Raw genomic sequence first — 15527 nt, 5'->3', positions numbered from 1 at the left:
TGCGTCTAAATTTAGTTTGTGCGAAATTTATGATTTATAACAAGGCGACCGCCTCTATTGTTCCCCTGGCCCTACCGTTTCTTTTTAAGGTCAGGCAGGAACCATGTGACCAATCCGATAAGCGGCATATAGCCGCAGACGTTATAGACCGCCTCTATTCCATAGCGGTCGGCCATGTTCCCCAATACGGCCGATGCAATCCCTGCCACCCCGAAGGCAAAACCGAAAAAGAGACCGGAGATCAATCCTAATTTATAAGGCAGCAATTCCTGTGCATACACCAGGATGGCCGGGAAAGCCGACGACAGGGTCAGGCCGACGCAGAAACTGAGGACCGCCGTCAGGTACAGGTTCTCCACATGAGGCATGATCAACGTGAACGGGGCGGCTCCCAAAATAGAGGCCCAGATCACATACTTCCGTCCTACCCGGTCGCCGATCGGTCCGCCCATCAGCGTTCCGATTGCCGTCGCGATCAGGAAGACGAACAGGTAAAGCTGGGAGGCTTGCACGCTGATCCCGAACTTATGGATCAGGTAGAAGGTGTAGTAGCTGTTCAAACTCGCCATATAAATATATTTGGAGAAGATCAGAATCAAGAGGATCGTAATCGAGAAGACGGTCTTTCCCATCGGCAGCGGTGTACGGACATGGGTCTTGGGCATTTCCTCTTCCGCTTTCTTCAATCGAAGCAGGAGACCTTTATACCAGTGCCCGACGGGAAGCATCACCAGAATCGCGACACAGGCCAGGATCGTGAACAAAGCGATATACCTCCGCCCATAGGGGGCGACAAACACGGCTGCAAGCAAAGGCCCCAATGAACCGCCCAAATTTCCCCCGACCTGGAACAGCGACTGTGCCAGCCCCCGCTTTCCGCCCGATGCAAGCGAAGTCAGCCGGGAAGCCTCCGGGTGGAAGACCGACGAGCCGATCCCTACCAATGCAACCGAGCATAGGACCAAGGGCAGCGTGTCGGCAAATGCCAGGCTCGACAAGCCCACGAGCGTAAAACCCATCCCTGTCGGCAACGACCACGCCGAGGGCCATTTGTCAAAGAACAGCCCAGTCAACGGCTGGCATACGGATGCTGCCGACTGGTAGACAAGCGTTATCAAACCGATCTGAGCAAAGCTCAAACCTAAATCTTCCTTAAATAGTGGATAAACAGCCGAGATAACGGACTGTAGTGTGTCATTCAAGCAGTGACATATGCTCAAAGCGACCAGTACATGGAAGGTGATCCCCGTAGTGGCCTGTACCTTGTTCTGTTCCATTAATTAATCTTATTGCCTCTTTCGTTTGCAAAAGTACATATAAAAAAGGATCTGTCAGAAAGATTGTCCGAAATATCCGATTTAACATTTTCATTTTAATACAACGCAGGGATTACAAGCTAAGTAATAGCTCCTTAAGGCCTATTCAGCCGAAATTGATGAAACTTTCGTTTAATATATTTGTGGTTCTTTATGTAAAAGGGCGTGAGCCAAACCCGTTATAAGTTGTTTTATTGTCGAAGTCTAAAACAAAAAGCATGAATAATGATTCTTTAGCTTAGTTTACTGCACCGGAGTCGAAAAGGATTTTTTGCATCCATCTCTCCCGAAACCTACGCCAAATTCCCCCTATCTCCCTTATCGCCCTGATGCAAGAGGTCAGTTTCACTCCGGACAGTATCTAAGTTTTAACCGCATGCCCTACTCTTCCTCCCCTCCCGGTACATGGAGAATAAAGGTGGTAGCACCGATCGTTACGATGGCGCCTTCGCCGATCCGTATTTGCTCTTTCTTTCCGACAAGGACACTGCATAAAAATGTTCCGGTAAGGCTTGGGAAATCACGCAATGTGTAAACGAGCTTTCCTTCTTTATCTTCTTTCACATTGATCACACAGTGTTTACGGCCCATGCTGGGATCGCTCGTGATAATAGGGACATCGACTCCGTCGGTATCTTTATTGCGGCGGCCGATCACATTATCGCCCATTACGAGGGGAAGCTCCTGTTTGAACCCGAAAGCATTTTCGATTACCGTAATATAACCGCAGGAAAAATCCGGCTCCTTTACCTCTTTCTCCTGTCCTGATTCGGTACGGACTACTTTTCGTCCCAATTTGATCTTAAACTGAGAACCACATTGCGGACATACGAATGCCAACACTTTACCTTCCGGGTATTTTGTTTCGTCAAATGCTAACTGATTATCACACTTGGGGCAGAAAACTCTCTTCATATCTTAATTTTTGGATATTGACATATAACTGAGTACAAAGATACGGTTTTTCCCTTACATAACACATAGGCGGCGCAGCAACACATCCTGCATGACAGAGGAATATGAATTTAAGATTATCAAAATGTCACTGCCATCCACATCCAAATCGGAAATCCGTGTTCAGCAAAGGTCCTAAAATAGGGATGTCCTGATTTTCCAGGAAATCGTTTCGGGATTATAGTCTACGGAAATGACAGATATTTTGTTGCGAGACAATGTCACATTAAATTCAGGAAATTCTATGGCAGACTTGTTGCCAGCACTGTTCGGATTAAAGAACCGGAGATTCACAGTAGAATTCGTTCCGTTTACAGTCGGAGCCAGCAAGAACTGGTTAACCGGCAGCAAAGGGGCCGTCTTTACAACATTGGTACTTCCTGAATACACAAAATGAGGGTCGACCGATTGATAAACCGAGCTGATTTTCTCTTCCACATGCGTAAAATCAGAAGGAAAATTATTACAAATAAGCACTAAATTCCCCTTGACCCGCTTCATCAGAACATCGGTCGTCTGAAAACCCGACGTGAAATCAAGAGTGGATGTAGCCATAAAGAGGTCGGTCTGTTCAGCACCATCAGCATGCAGGATACGCGGGTCCATATCTTGCGTTACATTCCCCCAGACAGTCAGTTCATATCGGCCATCGGGTATATTATGAAACGCAATCATATAAAACTTTGCGTCATCCACAACAGGGACAAAAGAAGAAGAATCTGCAATTTCCCCGGTTAGAAGGTTGTGCAAGGAATAATGAATCGTCCCCACAAAGTCCCGAAAAGGAAGCGTCTCATCTCTACTGTTCAACTGAGGAATCTCACCGATATTTATATACTGTTTATCCTCGATAAATACTTTTACCGTAAATTGAGGAGGACATTCCTCCAAATCTTCTTTTATGCAGGAATTAACCGTCAACAACAAAACCAATGCCCCAATATAAAATAGAATCCTGTTCATAACCATTCTTTTCGTTTATGGCGATTAAACACGGATTCTCTAATATTTGTTTCAAAAAAAAAAGGCCATCCATCACGGACAGCCAATCTTCATTGTTAACCTTAAATCTAATACCATGAAAAACACAGTGCAAATATATGAACTTTATGTTATGTAGCATACATATTCATTTGGAAATCTCACTTCTTTAACTCGATTTAACGAAAACATGCTACAAAACATAGTTTTTCAATCCTATTTCATCCGAGCATCCGCCCCCCACATGAGTTTTTCACGGAGAGTCTGGTAAAAGGTATGATTGTAACGTTTGATCACTTTGGTCATATAATCAGCCTTGCTCACCCGTAGTTGTATGCCGGTCGGGAATATCTCGGAACGCCCGTCAAGGGCGATCAGGAAATATTTATTCCGACTTTCCACTCCCAGCGTGATCGTAAAGGAATCCGGAATAACCAGTGGGCGGACATTCAACGAATGCGGTGCGACCGGACTCAAAACCAGATTTTTGCTTTGCGGAATGATGATCGGACCGTTCACGCTCATCGAATAAGCAGTCGAGCCTGTCGGAGTAGAGATGACCAAGCCGTCAGCCTGATAGGAAGTCAGGTATTCACCATTCAGCGCCGTATGAATCGTGATCATGGAAGAGGTGTCCCGCTTCAGGATCGCAATCTCATTCAAAGCATAATTATAGCCGTGAAACACCCGGTCCTCCGTATGAAGACGTAATAATGTACGTTCTTCTATCTTATAATAGTTTTTGAATAATTCGTCGAGTGTATCCTCAATATCATTGCTTGCCACATCCGCCAAAAAGCCGAGACGGCCGGTGTTGATGCCTAAAATAGGGATATCCTGCTTATTAACACGTGCAGCCGTACGCAGGAACGTCCCGTCCCCCCCCAAACTCAACGCCACATCCAAATCGAACTCGTCACTTGTCAGAATGCCCGATACCGACGGTTCATAATTCAAGGCATCCGTAAGGAAGAGGTAAAAATCACGATCCACATAGACCTCTGCCTCCAAAGAAGCCAGCTTTTCAAATAAGCGCTTGATCACAAGTTGCTTGTCTGCTTGATACTCACTACCGAAAACCCCAACTTTCTTCATACCTTTCCAATTTCAATTCTTCATTTTCAATTCCTTATATATTCATATAACGAACCAATTCCTCCATCCGCTGCTGCAACAAGTCGTCTACCATCCCTTTCTCCATAAAATAATAAAGAACCGTATAGTTGAAACGTTCGAAACTACGGATGACAGGCGAAGCATCTTCCAGATCTATTTTTATAATCAATTGTAACCGTCCGGTATCCTTATCCGTATAGGAAAGCAGGCTCAACACATGCGCGTTATTCGCTTCTATCAGGCGGGCAATATCCGTCAACGAATAATCCTGCGGCATCACTTCCAAAACGAAAACACTCCCCGCCGTATCGGCATTGCAAAGCTCGGACAGGATATCGATCAGCTTATCACGCGTAATAGCCCCACGATATTCCCCTTCGGAATTGACTACCGGCAGGAGACTCAATTGATAGCGGGTGATTAAAGCCAATGCTTCATGAACATGCGTATTTTCCTGGACACTCGGTGAAAACAGTACCGGATCGCCGATAGTAGCCGCCGGATCGGGCATCGCCAACAGCTCTTTCTCCGACACCAAGCACCGATATATGTTTTCGCTTAATAATGGCAGATGCTTTAACTTAAAATCATCCATCAAGGCTAATGCGTATTCTCCAGTGTCAAAACTTTTTAACACCGGAAGTTCCTTCGTTATGAAATCTTTCACCAACATTCTTCTGTATATTCCCTAAATACTGCTAAATTTGCCGATACTTTTGTGCAAATGTAATGAAAGAAAAAAGATATAACGATATACGATGACAAATTTAAGTGTAAACATTAACAAGGTTGCAACCATTCGTAACGCACGCGGTGGCAATGTACCAAACGTATTAAAAGTAGCATTAGACTGTGAAGCTTTCGGTGCACAAGGCATTACCGTCCATCCCAGACCGGACGAACGCCATATCCGGTATAGCGATGTATATGCCTTGAAACCGGAAATAAAAACAGAGTTTAACATAGAAGGTTATCCTTGCGAGAAATTTATAGACTTGGTTCTGAAAGTAAAACCGACGCAGGTGACACTTGTACCGGATGCTCCCGATGCCATCACTTCCAATGCAGGTTGGGATGTGAAAGCTCACTTCGACCTGTTGAGCGAATTAGTCGATACTTTCACTTCACACGGCATCCGTACATCCATATTTGTCGGAACGGATCTCGAAAATATCGAACTGGCAGCCAAGACAGGAACCGACCGTATCGAGTTATACACGGAACCTTATGCAACCCGCTATCCTGTAAACCGTGAAGAAGCAATCGCTCCTTTCATTGCCGCAGCCACATTGGCAAAAAACTTAGGATTAGGTGTCAATGCCGGTCATGATCTGAGTTTGGAAAACCTGGCGTATTTCCATCAAAATATTCCGGGGTTGGATGAAGTTTCCATCGGCCATGCTTTGATCTGCGACGCACTCTATTACGGATTGAAAGAAACAATTTCACTCTATAAAGGTTGTTTACAAGACACAACCCTTTAATTCTTAATTATTCATTTTTAATTATTCATTGAATAGGTATGAGTATTTTACTTTCCCTGCAGGCTGTAGGGGCACAAACAGCAGAACAGATGCCGGACCTCACGGCGGTAACAGCACCCACGGAAGCTGAAATCAATGTAATCGACCTGGCTTTTAAAGGGGGGTGGATTATGGTTGTCTTATTATTACTGTCGCTGATGGCATGTTATATATTTATCCAACGCCTGATGGTCATCCGTCGCGCGGGTAAAGAGGATGAAACATTTATGAACCGTATCAAAGACTACATCCACGAAGGGAAAGTGGACTCGGCGCTGAACCTGTGCCGGAGCACCAACACCCCTTCCGCCCGTATGATCGAGAAAGGCATCACCCGTCTGGGACGCCCTATGAACGACGTACTGGTTGCGATCGAGAATGTAGGTAACCTGGAGATCGCCAAACTGGAAAAAGGATTTCCATTGATCGCGACAACAGCCGCCGGCGCTCCGATGTTAGGATTCTTGGGAACGGTAACCGGTATGGTCCGCGCCTTCTTCGATATGGCAAATGCCGGAACGAATGTAGACGTAACCTTGTTGTCCGGAGGTATCTACGAAGCATTGGTGACAACGGTAGGTGGTCTGGTTGTCGGTATCATCACATTGTTTGCTTACAACTATCTGGTTTCGCAGGTAGACAACGTAGTGAACAAGATGGAAGCACGTACAATGGAATTTATGGACTTATTGAACGAACCCGCAAACTGAAGATTTATGATTTATGATTTATCCCGTCACAGATACAATCATAAACATAAATCATAACTCAAAAAGTTATGGCTTTAAAACGAAGAACAAAAGTAAATGAAAGCTTCAGCATGGCTTCTATGACGGACGTCATATTCCTGCTGTTGATTTTCTTTATGGTTACCTCAACGGTGGTCATTCCGAACGCCATCAAGGTGACGCTCCCACAGGCACAAAAGCAGACTGCTGCCAAGCCGCTGACGCGTGTCACGATCGATGCGAATCTGAATTACTATGTTGCTTTCGGTAACCAGCGGGAAAAACAAGTGTCTTTCGAAGAGATCACCCCGTTCCTGCAAGACAGTTATGCAAAAGAGCCGGAGATGTTTGTAGCCTTGTATGCAGACGAAACGGTACCTTATAAGGAAATCGTACGTATTCTGAACATCGCAAACGAGAATAAGTTTAAGATGGTGCTTGCCACACGAGCGCAGAAATAGTTGAGATTTATGAAGTTAAACAAAGATGACATATACGGTATAGCGGGTTCGGTAGCTTTCCACCTGTTCATCCTGCTGATTCTGGGATTCACGGTTCTCAAAACCGTCGTTCCTGATGAAGACGGCGGCATACTGGTGAACTTCGGAAATGTCAATGCGGCAGCCGGGACTTTCGAACCGAAATATACCGGACAGGAACCCCCACAGGAAACAACGACTCCTCCCCCTCCTGTACCCGAACCGAAGGTGGAAACTCCTAAGGAAGATTTGGTAACGCAGGACATCGAAGAAAGCGTTGCAATCGAAGAAGCAAAGAAGAAAAAAGAAAAAGAAGAGCAACGCAGGAAAGAAGAAGAGAAAAAACGGAAAGAGGAAGCTGAAAAAGAACGCATCCGTAAGGAGGAAGCCGAGAAGAAACGCCTCGCCGAAGAGCGTCGCAAGAAAGAACAGGCCATCAGCAACAAGGTCGCAGGGGCTTTCGGAATGGGTAGCCAGGAAGGGAACAGCCAGGGGGATGCCGAATCAGGAACCGGCAATCAGGGCAGCCCGTTCGGGAACTCCGACCACGGGGCTAATGAAGGCGTTGGCGGATACGGTTCGTTCAACCTGAACGGACGTTCGATCGGTGCAGGAGGTCTTCCACGCCCTGCCTACACGATCCAGGAAGAGGGACGAATCGTAATCAACATTACGGTAGATCCGAAAGGAAATGTTATATTTGCAGAAATAGGCAAGGGAACGAACATCGACAACGGTTCCATGCGCAAGAGTGCTCTGGATGCGGCCAAACGTGCCAAGTTCAACAGCATCAGCGGCGCTAACAACCAGAGCGGTACGATTACCTATCTGTATAAACTAAAATAGAAATAATATGAAGAAAGCAATTGTATTCTTAGCTAACGGTTTCGAAGAAATGGAAGCCCTGGGGACTGTCGATATTCTGCGTCGCGGTGGAATCGAAGTTACAACTGTTTCCATCACGGCCGATCCGGTTGTCATCGGTGCACACAATGTTCCGGTCACAGCCGACACGACATTGAAGCAGGCAGCACTCGACGACATCGATGCCCTCATCCTTCCCGGAGGCATGCCCGGTGCGGCCAATCTGAATAGTTCCGAACCGGTCAAGGAAGCGTTGCTCCAGCAATATCGCGAAGGCCGTATCGTAGCAGCTATTTGTGCCGCCCCGATGGTATTGGGCGGACTGGGATTATTAAAAGGCCGCAATACCACCTGCTATCCGGGTTTTGAACCGAAGCTGATCGGTGCTAATGTTACCGGTGAAGCCGTTGAAGTTTCCGACAACGTGATAACCGGTAAAGGTCCGGGACTGGTCATGAACTTCGGCCTTGCCCTAATAGCCGCCATCAAAAACGATGCGGTTGCGGAAGAGGTGGCAGCCGGGTTGCTTTTGTAAAATAAGAACAAAAATTCAAAAGAGAATGTTACGATAAAGTAACCACTCAAAGTATTGTAACATTCTCTTTTATAATATAAGTATATCAACCATAAATAAGACCTAATACTAAACAGACCTAATTCATATGGAAATAATACTACTCATAATAGCTATAATTTCAATTATCCCAATTTTTAATAGTGGTTATAAATTATATCTTAGCAGGAAAAACAAAATAACATTATATTTATCAGCATCTAAAATTAAATTCTTTTATCCAAATAGCGCAATAAAAGCATTATTACGTGACCATGATTATAAGAATCTACCCGATAGCACATTTATAGACTACTCTATTGCTTTAAAAAAAGGATATTATCAAAATGACATTTTAAATTTAAACTTGTTCATTAACGGTAACATCGTGAACACATCTTTTCCTTATAAGGAAATCATCAATTATATACAAAATCCAAACTCACATATTAGCATTGAAGGGTTTATTGAAACTCCCTTCCAACTCGATGAACGTATAAATAGAAAGACGCAACAATGTTTAGATGAATACATCCTTCAAAAGCCTAAAACGACAAATGGAAAAGCATTAAGAATTGTATCATTTGATCCCACTATTGATAAAAATATTTATTCATGTACTTTGCAAACAGCAACCTATTATGACCAAATTCGAACTAATTTAACATTAGACGTACCCTTATCAGACGAAGGAGAAAGCACTATTCGGATAATGGATTTATCACAACAAAAAACACTAAAGTCATTTCAAGATTCCATTATGGCTAATACTATAGGAGTCTCAACCGTATGGTATATGAATAATAAAAAAGGTGATAAGAAGAACAAATTACAATTTTTTTTGAAACCACGTCAGATTCAAGTTGGAGTTTTTACAAATATGTTAGGATCTATCAGTGGAGTCGTAGAACCTATTCCCGCCCATAGTGGAATAAAAATATTAGAAAATCATGTAAAAAATGAAATTCTAAGAGAGTTCTTTGAAGAAACAGGTTTCGACAAATACATGTCAGAAAGGAATATTGATCATTCCGCAATTCAAGTTATCCCATTAGCCTTTAGCAGAGAACTGACAAGAGGAGGAAAACCACAATTCTTTTTTCCCAAAAAAACTGCGGGAAAAGTTTAATTAACTAATTGTCAAGACGTAAAGAGTAAAAAGTTAGGTAACAGGTAACGAATTAGTAACTGTGCGGAGTTCTTTGCGTTTCTTCGCTCTGCTCTGATAACTTGGTACAAATGTACGAATTTGGACTGAAAACAGGAAATAAATAAGGGGATTTTTTTATTGGGTTGATTTTCGAGAGGGAACGGAGGGATGGGAAATGAGAGGTGCAAAAATGGGGATTGCACTGTATTTTTTGATGCATTTATAAGTTGTTGATTTTCAGAGTGTATTTCACAAGTGCAGGGTGCAGCTATATATATAGATATAGCTGCACCCTGCACTTGCCGAAAATCCTAAGACGAGTAGGATAAAAATAATTAAAGTATGATAGTTTATTGAATGGGACATGAATTTGTTGTGCCTCACTTTCCACAATTTGTAAATCTACTAATCAGCTGTTATTTAAAGGTTTATGTTTTATAAGGTCAACTTGAAGCAGATTTTAAAGAGAGAAAAATTATTGTTCTGATTTTACTTTCCTCTCTTTGCAAGGTCTTATATATAGAATGTACATTCAAACGGGCTCGTGAATAGAAACGTGAAATGTAATGTATAACGCATAAATTTTAAAATTATGAACTCAATAGTAAAATGGAAAATTACGATAATGATGATGGCTTTAGCCTTAGTATGTGAAACGGCAAACGCGCAGCGTTGGCGTCGGAACTATTATCCACGTAATGTAGTTACTGTCGTGACGCAGCCGGCGGTAACGGTTCATGTCAATAATCGTTTCACCCAAAAGGAACGTCTGGCAATGGCGGTTGCTTATTTAGAGAAACACAAATATCTTACCGTGAAGAAGTATGCCAAGATGACAAGGCTGACAATAGCGACGGCAGAGGCGGAATTGGATGCTTTTGTAGCAGATAAAAAGAAACCAATAATGCTCGTAATGGATGGCAGAAAAAAGCTGTACACGAAAAGATAATAGAGTAAATATAACAAAATTCTTATAATTATGAACTTTGCAACAAAAGGGAGGTTAGGTATAGCGACGGTAGGAATCATTTTGCTATTTAATGCTTGTACCATCATACACAAAACTCCGCGCCGTCATCCGCATCGCCATCATGTGATTGTCGTTGCAGAACAAGCTAACATAACCTCTCAAAGTAATAGTAGTTTCACCGCCGAAGAATATTTGGCAATGACCGAATTTGTGCCCTATGATAACACGAAATGACACGGACATCCTTTTGGCAATAAGAAAAAATCCAGAAAACGGTTTCCGGCTTCTAATGGCTAAATACAAAGAGGCGGTCTATTGGCACATCCGCCGTTTAGTCGTGTCACACGCTGATGCACAGGATGCCGCACAAGAAACATTCGTACGGATATTCCGTTCTTTCAGTCAGTTTAAGGGCGATACCTCACTTACTGCATGGGTTTACCGCATAGCGACCAACGAGGCATTACGCTTGTTAAGTCGTCGTCAGGATGAGCAAGTTTCCCTTGATAGCCCTGATATTTCCTTATGCGGAATGGCAGCAGACAGTTATGTGGACTACAGCGATTTGGAAACGGTCAGGCTGCAACAGGCTATCTTGGCATTGCCTACCAAGCAACAGTTAGCTTTCAACTTGCGATACTATAATGAACTGGGATATGATGAGATAGCCGCAATTACAGGCTCTACGACAGACAGTGTGAAAGCATGCTATCATATCGCAAAAGAGAAGATTATCAAATATATGAACTTAAACAATTAATCATATGAATAAAGATTTTGATTTCAACCGCATAGGCAAACGTCTGCCCTACACAGCTCCTGAAGGTTTTTTGGATGATATGGAAAAGCAGGTGTGGGAGCGGGTAAAAGATGAAGTGACACCAGCCCACGTTCAAGAAACATTCACACCTCTTTTTATGAACGAGCAGGTAAAAGACGAGAAAACGGAGACACCGTCCAAGCCCAAACGGAACTATCGCCTTTGGTATTCTATATCTGGTGGACTTGTAGCAGCAAGCGTTACGTTGCTGCTTATATTCAACATCCTGCCCGATCATCAAAAGACGAACGATTTTGAGGTGCTTGAACAAGCTTTCTCAAACCTAAGCAACGCCGATCAGGATTATCTATTTACCGTATATCAGGACGATTTATTTATAAATTAATAAAAGAGACCAATCATGAAAAGTATTTTTAGAATTCTTCTGTTTGCTATGGCAATGACCACTTTTTGCGTAAGCACTTATGCCCAAAAGGATAGCAGACAACGTATGACACGTGAACAATTAGCCGAGAAACAGGCTAAATATATTGCAAAGGAAATGGCGATGGACGATACGACCTCAGAAAAGTTTATCGCAACTTTTTGCCGATTCCAGCAAGAAATCTGGGCACTCGGTCCCAGACCTAAAAGAGAGACCTCAGATCGTACGGATGCAGAGACTGAACAAACACTGAAAGAGCGGTTTGACCACAGCCAAAAGATACTTGACCTAAGGAAAAAGTATTATGTGGAATACAGCCAATTTCTGACACAGAAGCAGATTGAGCGTGTTTACAAATTGGAAAGGGAAATGATGAACCGTCTGTATTATCGCTCTCAAAAGAAAAAAGCTTATAAATAACGATTTGATTATGAAAAAGATATTGAAAATTTTCAGTTTGTGTGGTTTATCGTTCCTCTTTCTGGCTACACTGTTTTCGTGTGGGAATGAAGAAATGGAAGATACCGTATTGTCCGGCGGACAAGAACAGGATTCAACTCAGGAAAGCCTTACCGCAACTCTCTCTGACGGACTTTATACTAATTGGAGTGCAGGCGATGCCATCCTGTTGCTTTACGATGGAAAAACTGTCTCCGTAGAAGCACAAGAATCCGGTAGCACGTCGAGTCTTTCAGGCACTGTTGAAGACACTTTCACCGATGACAATCCTTTGTACGGTATTTTTCCGACAGACGGTATGGTATCTTCTGATTATGAAAGTGTAACTCTAACCATTCCCGCTATTCAAACTGACAGAGGCAACGGATATGATGCAAAGTCGGCGGTGGCAGTGGCTCGTACAATCTCTAATTCTTTGAATTTCCACACTGTTTGTGGCGGTATAAAGCTTAACTTCCAGATGCCGGGCGTGACAAAGGTCGAGTTGGAAAGTGTTGACGGCTATGCCTTATCCGGTACGGTTAGAATAAAATGGGATGCTCAGGGAAAGCCTGTAATCGATGAAACTGGAAACGCCAATTCCATCATGGCTTTTAGTGCTTCCGATGAATCCGGCTTCACTCCCGGCAAGGACTATTACATCTCCACTTTGCCTTGCGATGTCTATGGAGGGTATAGGCTTTCCATCTACAAAGACGGCTTGGTTGCTCATTATTTCGGTGTACATCAGATAGTGGAACGTGCTATTTACATAACCCCGAGCGATTTGGTGGAGGACGAATTGGAATTTGACGACCCGGATGCCCCACTTGTAGAAGAAGAACGCCCGGAACTGGATGCCATCACGAACACTCTTCTCCACCAATATCAAAAAGACCCGACAGAAGAAAACAAACAGGCGTTGTTGAATCAAATGGGGCTTCGCTATGACAAAGTTGTGGCACGAAAGAAAGCTAAGCTCCGCGAGTTGGAGAGGGAGGCAAAGACTCCTGACCTCGTAGAAGAAATGCAGGGTATTGTGGATGAGATGGTTGAAAATCGTGAAATCCGATTGGAACAACAGTTTTTAAGACTCATTGACCCTCGGACAGACGATAATCCGAATGACGCTTGGATGGTGTTGCGTGGCGCATCTGCACCAAATGCCTACATCGGTTATGCACCTGTAACGAATGCTGAATACGCAGCTTTCAAAGAAGACTTTATCTATGACGCAGGAAAGGGAAATTATCCGGTAGTGAATATCACGATTGCTGAAGCCACAGCTTATTGCGACTGGCTTACAACTCAAGACAACTCTCATACCTATCGTCTTCCAACCGATGAAGAGTGGATTCTCGGTGCTGGGCACATGCCCAAAGATGTTACCATGAACTCCGGTCATGTGGAGCCGGGATTGACGGCAGTGGACGCTTACGGTCAGACGACTGGTGCTTGTGGAGGTATCGACTTCTGGGGCAATTGCTGGGAATGGACTTCTTCGGCAGACGCGAGCGGTTCGTATATCATCAAGGGAGGCAGTTGGGACTCTGACCGTGATGATTGCCGTAGCGAGAAATCGGACGTTGTGAGGACTGGCACACAAGGCTACATCAATGTCGGTTTTAGAGTAGTAAGAACAGATTCTATTTAATCCCTTAGACAATATTCAAATATGAAAAAATTGTTTTTAACAATGGCTATTGCCATTGTGACGGCCACTGTTATGTCCGCACAAGAGAATGGCAATACAAATATGATGGTAATTCCGACCGTACAAACAGACAAACAAGGCGTATATAATAATTCCTCAATCTGCTGCGGTATTAAGTTTAACATCCGTCTTTCGGGTGTAACAAAGATAGAATTGGAAAGTGTCGATGGCAATCCACTGGCAGGTACGGCAAGTATCAAAAAGGACGCTCAGGGAAAACCGACGGTGAATGATATAGAAAACGCAAGCACTATCATCACGTTCAACACAGCCGACAAGTCCGGCTTCATGCCCGGCAAGGATTATTATATCTCCACCTTGCCTTGTGACCTCTACGGAGGATATAGGCTTTCCATCTACCGTGACGGGCTTGTGGCACATTATTTCGGCGTACATCAGACTGTGGAGCCGGGAATATTTATAAGCCCCGATGACTTGGTGGAGAATGAATTGGAGTTCGACAAGCCCGGTGCCCCGCTTGTCGAAGAAGGACGGCCTAAGATGGATTCCAAGACGCACACCCTTTTCCTCCAATACCGAAGGAAACCGACGGAAGCCAACAGACAAGCACTACTGGAGCAAATGGGCGTTCGTTATGACAAAGTGGTGGCAAGAAAGAAAAACAAACTCCGTGAGCTGGAGCGTGAGGCAAGAACTTACAGTATCGTGGAACACATGCAGGGTATTGTGAACGAAATGGTTCAGAACCGCGACATCCGAATACAGCAACAATTCCTCCGGTTTATCGATCCTCGAAAGGACGAGAACCCGAAGGATGCTTGGATGGTGCTGCGTGGTGCTTCAGCTCTGAACGCCTACATCGGCTATGCGCCTGTCACCAATGCCGAATACGCCGCTTTCAAAGCCGGATTTACCTATGACAAAGGAAAGGACAACTATCCGGTTGTTAATATCACAATCGATGATGCCAAAGCCTATTGTGATTGGCTCACGGAGCAGGATCGAAAGCACATCTACCGCTTGCCAAGTGAAGAAGAGTGGATTCTTGGTGCCGGTCACATGCCCAAGGATGTCGCCATGAACTCCGATCACGTGGAATCCGGATTAACGTCAGTGGATGCTTACAGTAAGTCGCCCGGTGCTTGCGGAGGTATCGACTTTTGGGGAAATTGTTGGGAGTGGACATCCTCGACTGATGTAAACGGTTCGTATATCGTCAAAGGGGGTAGCTGGGACTCTAAACGCGATGATTGTCGCAGCGAGAAATCGGATGACGTGAAGACGGGCACTCAGGGGTACGCCAATGTCGGTTTCCGGGTGGTAAGGACTGATGCTGCCAACTCCCGATAATTCACTGCGTCAACAAGAAAATATCAACTTTATATATAATAAATTAAAAAAGGAGAATTTTGTATGAAAAGAATGTTTTTAGTAATGGCTATCGCCATTGTTGTAGATAATAACTGAAAAGTACTCCACTTAGTAATTGAAAAGTATACCACTAAGTGCGTCTGATTAGACGGTTCAAATATAGTTATTTTTCATTGGATTTCAACATTTTTTGTGTTTCTTTCA

At 43.9% G+C, this 15527-nt stretch carries 18 protein-coding genes; 13 read left to right on the top strand and 5 right to left on the bottom strand.

Going from position 1 to position 15527, the window contains the following annotated elements; genetic code table 11:
• Window positions 1-71: 71 nt before the first annotated feature.
• The 5 genes from ACW6QF_RS15250 to ACW6QF_RS15230 all read right to left on the bottom strand — a co-directional run bounded on the left by ACW6QF_RS15250 (window position 72) and on the right by ACW6QF_RS15230 (window position 5040).
• Window positions 72-1277, bottom strand: coding sequence for an MFS transporter (locus ACW6QF_RS15250; protein WP_456088441.1), 1206 nt, complete (start codon window positions 1275-1277; stop codon window positions 72-74).
• A gap of 420 nt (window positions 1278-1697) precedes the next feature.
• Complete coding sequence (locus ACW6QF_RS15245) at window positions 1698-2231, bottom strand: FHA domain-containing protein (RefSeq protein ID WP_298549783.1); 534 nt, start codon at window positions 2229-2231, stop codon at window positions 1698-1700.
• Between the two features lie 174 nt (window positions 2232-2405).
• Window positions 2406-3233, bottom strand: coding sequence for a hypothetical protein (locus ACW6QF_RS15240; RefSeq protein ID WP_456088440.1), 828 nt, complete (start codon window positions 3231-3233; stop codon window positions 2406-2408).
• 234 nt (window positions 3234-3467) lie between these two features.
• Window positions 3468-4346 carry an NAD kinase gene (locus tag ACW6QF_RS15235; RefSeq protein WP_298549786.1) on the bottom strand — a complete coding sequence of 293 codons (879 nt, stop codon included), beginning with the start codon at window positions 4344-4346 and terminating at the stop codon, window positions 3468-3470.
• A 34-nt stretch (window positions 4347-4380) separates the two neighbouring features.
• Entirely contained in the window at window positions 4381-5040 is a 660-nt protein-coding gene (locus tag ACW6QF_RS15230; RefSeq protein ID WP_298549788.1) for a CBS domain-containing protein, read from the bottom strand.
• A gap of 85 nt (window positions 5041-5125) precedes the next feature.
• Here ACW6QF_RS15230 and ACW6QF_RS15225 point away from each other — a divergent pair, with 85 nt between their 5' ends.
• The 13 genes from ACW6QF_RS15225 to ACW6QF_RS15165 all read left to right on the top strand — a co-directional run bounded on the left by ACW6QF_RS15225 (window position 5126) and on the right by ACW6QF_RS15165 (window position 15302).
• Window positions 5126-5851, top strand: a complete 726-nt coding sequence (locus ACW6QF_RS15225) for a pyridoxine 5'-phosphate synthase (protein ID WP_298549790.1) — start codon at window positions 5126-5128, stop codon at window positions 5849-5851.
• A gap of 38 nt (window positions 5852-5889) precedes the next feature.
• Window positions 5890-6600 carry a MotA/TolQ/ExbB proton channel family protein gene (locus ACW6QF_RS15220; RefSeq protein WP_005640108.1) on the top strand — a complete coding sequence of 237 codons (711 nt, stop codon included), beginning with the start codon at window positions 5890-5892 and terminating at the stop codon, window positions 6598-6600.
• Between the two features lie 68 nt (window positions 6601-6668).
• A complete protein-coding gene (locus ACW6QF_RS15215) occupies window positions 6669-7079 on the top strand; it encodes an ExbD/TolR family protein (RefSeq protein WP_298549791.1) in 411 nt (136 codons plus the stop codon).
• 9 nt (window positions 7080-7088) lie between these two features.
• On the top strand, window positions 7089-7943 hold the full coding sequence (locus tag ACW6QF_RS15210; RefSeq protein WP_456088439.1) for an energy transducer TonB family protein: 855 nt from the start codon (window positions 7089-7091) through the stop codon (window positions 7941-7943).
• A 7-nt stretch (window positions 7944-7950) separates the two neighbouring features.
• Window positions 7951-8496 (top strand): DJ-1 family glyoxalase III, encoded by a 546-nt coding sequence (locus tag ACW6QF_RS15205; protein ID WP_456088438.1) that lies wholly within the window; start codon window positions 7951-7953, stop codon window positions 8494-8496.
• Window positions 8497-8623: 127 nt separating this feature from the next.
• Window positions 8624-9643, top strand: a complete 1020-nt coding sequence (locus tag ACW6QF_RS15200) for a hypothetical protein (RefSeq protein ID WP_456088437.1) — start codon at window positions 8624-8626, stop codon at window positions 9641-9643.
• 613 nt (window positions 9644-10256) lie between these two features.
• Window positions 10257-10613, top strand: coding sequence for a hypothetical protein (locus ACW6QF_RS15195; RefSeq protein ID WP_456088436.1), 357 nt, complete (start codon window positions 10257-10259; stop codon window positions 10611-10613).
• A gap of 30 nt (window positions 10614-10643) precedes the next feature.
• Window positions 10644-10868: a hypothetical protein gene (locus ACW6QF_RS15190; RefSeq protein ID WP_278629849.1), complete on the top strand. Its 225-nt coding sequence runs from the start codon at window positions 10644-10646 to the stop codon at window positions 10866-10868.
• Complete coding sequence (locus tag ACW6QF_RS15185; protein ID WP_278629847.1) at window positions 10852-11394, top strand: RNA polymerase sigma factor; 543 nt, start codon at window positions 10852-10854, stop codon at window positions 11392-11394. Before ACW6QF_RS15190 ends, ACW6QF_RS15185 begins: the two co-directional genes overlap by 17 nt.
• A 4-nt stretch (window positions 11395-11398) precedes the next feature.
• The gene (locus ACW6QF_RS15180; protein WP_456088435.1) at window positions 11399-11800 is read left to right on the top strand and encodes a hypothetical protein; all 402 of its coding nucleotides are present in this window, start codon (window positions 11399-11401) and stop codon (window positions 11798-11800) included.
• 15 nt (window positions 11801-11815) lie between these two features.
• Window positions 11816-12259, top strand: coding sequence for a hypothetical protein (locus ACW6QF_RS15175; RefSeq protein WP_456088434.1), 444 nt, complete (start codon window positions 11816-11818; stop codon window positions 12257-12259).
• Between the two features lie 94 nt (window positions 12260-12353).
• On the top strand, window positions 12354-13931 hold the full coding sequence (locus tag ACW6QF_RS15170) for a formylglycine-generating enzyme family protein (protein ID WP_456088433.1): 1578 nt from the start codon (window positions 12354-12356) through the stop codon (window positions 13929-13931).
• Window positions 13932-13973: 42 nt separating this feature from the next.
• Complete coding sequence (locus ACW6QF_RS15165; RefSeq protein WP_456088432.1) at window positions 13974-15302, top strand: formylglycine-generating enzyme family protein; 1329 nt, start codon at window positions 13974-13976, stop codon at window positions 15300-15302.
• Window positions 15303-15527: the final 225 nt, after the last annotated feature.

This window comes from Parabacteroides sp., assembly GCF_977054455.1.
Note: the sequence above shows the minus strand (reverse complement) of the source record. Positions and strands in the feature narration are given on the sequence as shown.

Excerpts from the sequence above, each read along its gene's own strand:
- ACW6QF_RS15220 (WP_005640108.1), top strand. The coding sequence starts at position 5,890 with ATGAGTATTTTACTTTCCCTGCAGGCTGTAGGGGCACAAACAGCAGAA.
- ACW6QF_RS15165 (WP_456088432.1), top strand. The coding sequence starts at position 13,974 with ATGGCTATTGCCATTGTGACGGCCACTGTTATGTCCGCACAAGAGAAT.
- ACW6QF_RS15190 (WP_278629849.1), top strand. The coding sequence starts at position 10,644 with ATGAACTTTGCAACAAAAGGGAGGTTAGGTATAGCGACGGTAGGAATC.
- ACW6QF_RS15180 (WP_456088435.1), top strand. The coding sequence starts at position 11,399 with ATGAATAAAGATTTTGATTTCAACCGCATAGGCAAACGTCTGCCCTAC.
- ACW6QF_RS15250 (WP_456088441.1), bottom strand. The coding sequence starts at position 1,277 with ATGGAACAGAACAAGGTACAGGCCACTACGGGGATCACCTTCCATGTA.
- ACW6QF_RS15245 (WP_298549783.1), bottom strand. The coding sequence starts at position 2,231 with ATGAAGAGAGTTTTCTGCCCCAAGTGTGATAATCAGTTAGCATTTGAC.
- ACW6QF_RS15215 (WP_298549791.1), top strand. The coding sequence starts at position 6,669 with ATGGCTTTAAAACGAAGAACAAAAGTAAATGAAAGCTTCAGCATGGCT.
- ACW6QF_RS15205 (WP_456088438.1), top strand. The coding sequence starts at position 7,951 with ATGAAGAAAGCAATTGTATTCTTAGCTAACGGTTTCGAAGAAATGGAA.
- ACW6QF_RS15195 (WP_456088436.1), top strand. The coding sequence starts at position 10,257 with ATGAACTCAATAGTAAAATGGAAAATTACGATAATGATGATGGCTTTA.
- ACW6QF_RS15175 (WP_456088434.1), top strand. The coding sequence starts at position 11,816 with ATGAAAAGTATTTTTAGAATTCTTCTGTTTGCTATGGCAATGACCACT.
- ACW6QF_RS15225 (WP_298549790.1), top strand. The coding sequence starts at position 5,126 with ATGACAAATTTAAGTGTAAACATTAACAAGGTTGCAACCATTCGTAAC.
- ACW6QF_RS15240 (WP_456088440.1), bottom strand. The coding sequence starts at position 3,233 with ATGAACAGGATTCTATTTTATATTGGGGCATTGGTTTTGTTGTTGACG.
- ACW6QF_RS15200 (WP_456088437.1), top strand. The coding sequence starts at position 8,624 with ATGGAAATAATACTACTCATAATAGCTATAATTTCAATTATCCCAATT.
- ACW6QF_RS15235 (WP_298549786.1), bottom strand. The coding sequence starts at position 4,346 with ATGAAGAAAGTTGGGGTTTTCGGTAGTGAGTATCAAGCAGACAAGCAA.
- ACW6QF_RS15185 (WP_278629847.1), top strand. The coding sequence starts at position 10,852 with ATGATAACACGAAATGACACGGACATCCTTTTGGCAATAAGAAAAAAT.
- ACW6QF_RS15210 (WP_456088439.1), top strand. The coding sequence starts at position 7,089 with ATGAAGTTAAACAAAGATGACATATACGGTATAGCGGGTTCGGTAGCT.
- ACW6QF_RS15230 (WP_298549788.1), bottom strand. The coding sequence starts at position 5,040 with ATGTTGGTGAAAGATTTCATAACGAAGGAACTTCCGGTGTTAAAAAGT.
- ACW6QF_RS15170 (WP_456088433.1), top strand. The coding sequence starts at position 12,354 with ATGGAAGATACCGTATTGTCCGGCGGACAAGAACAGGATTCAACTCAG.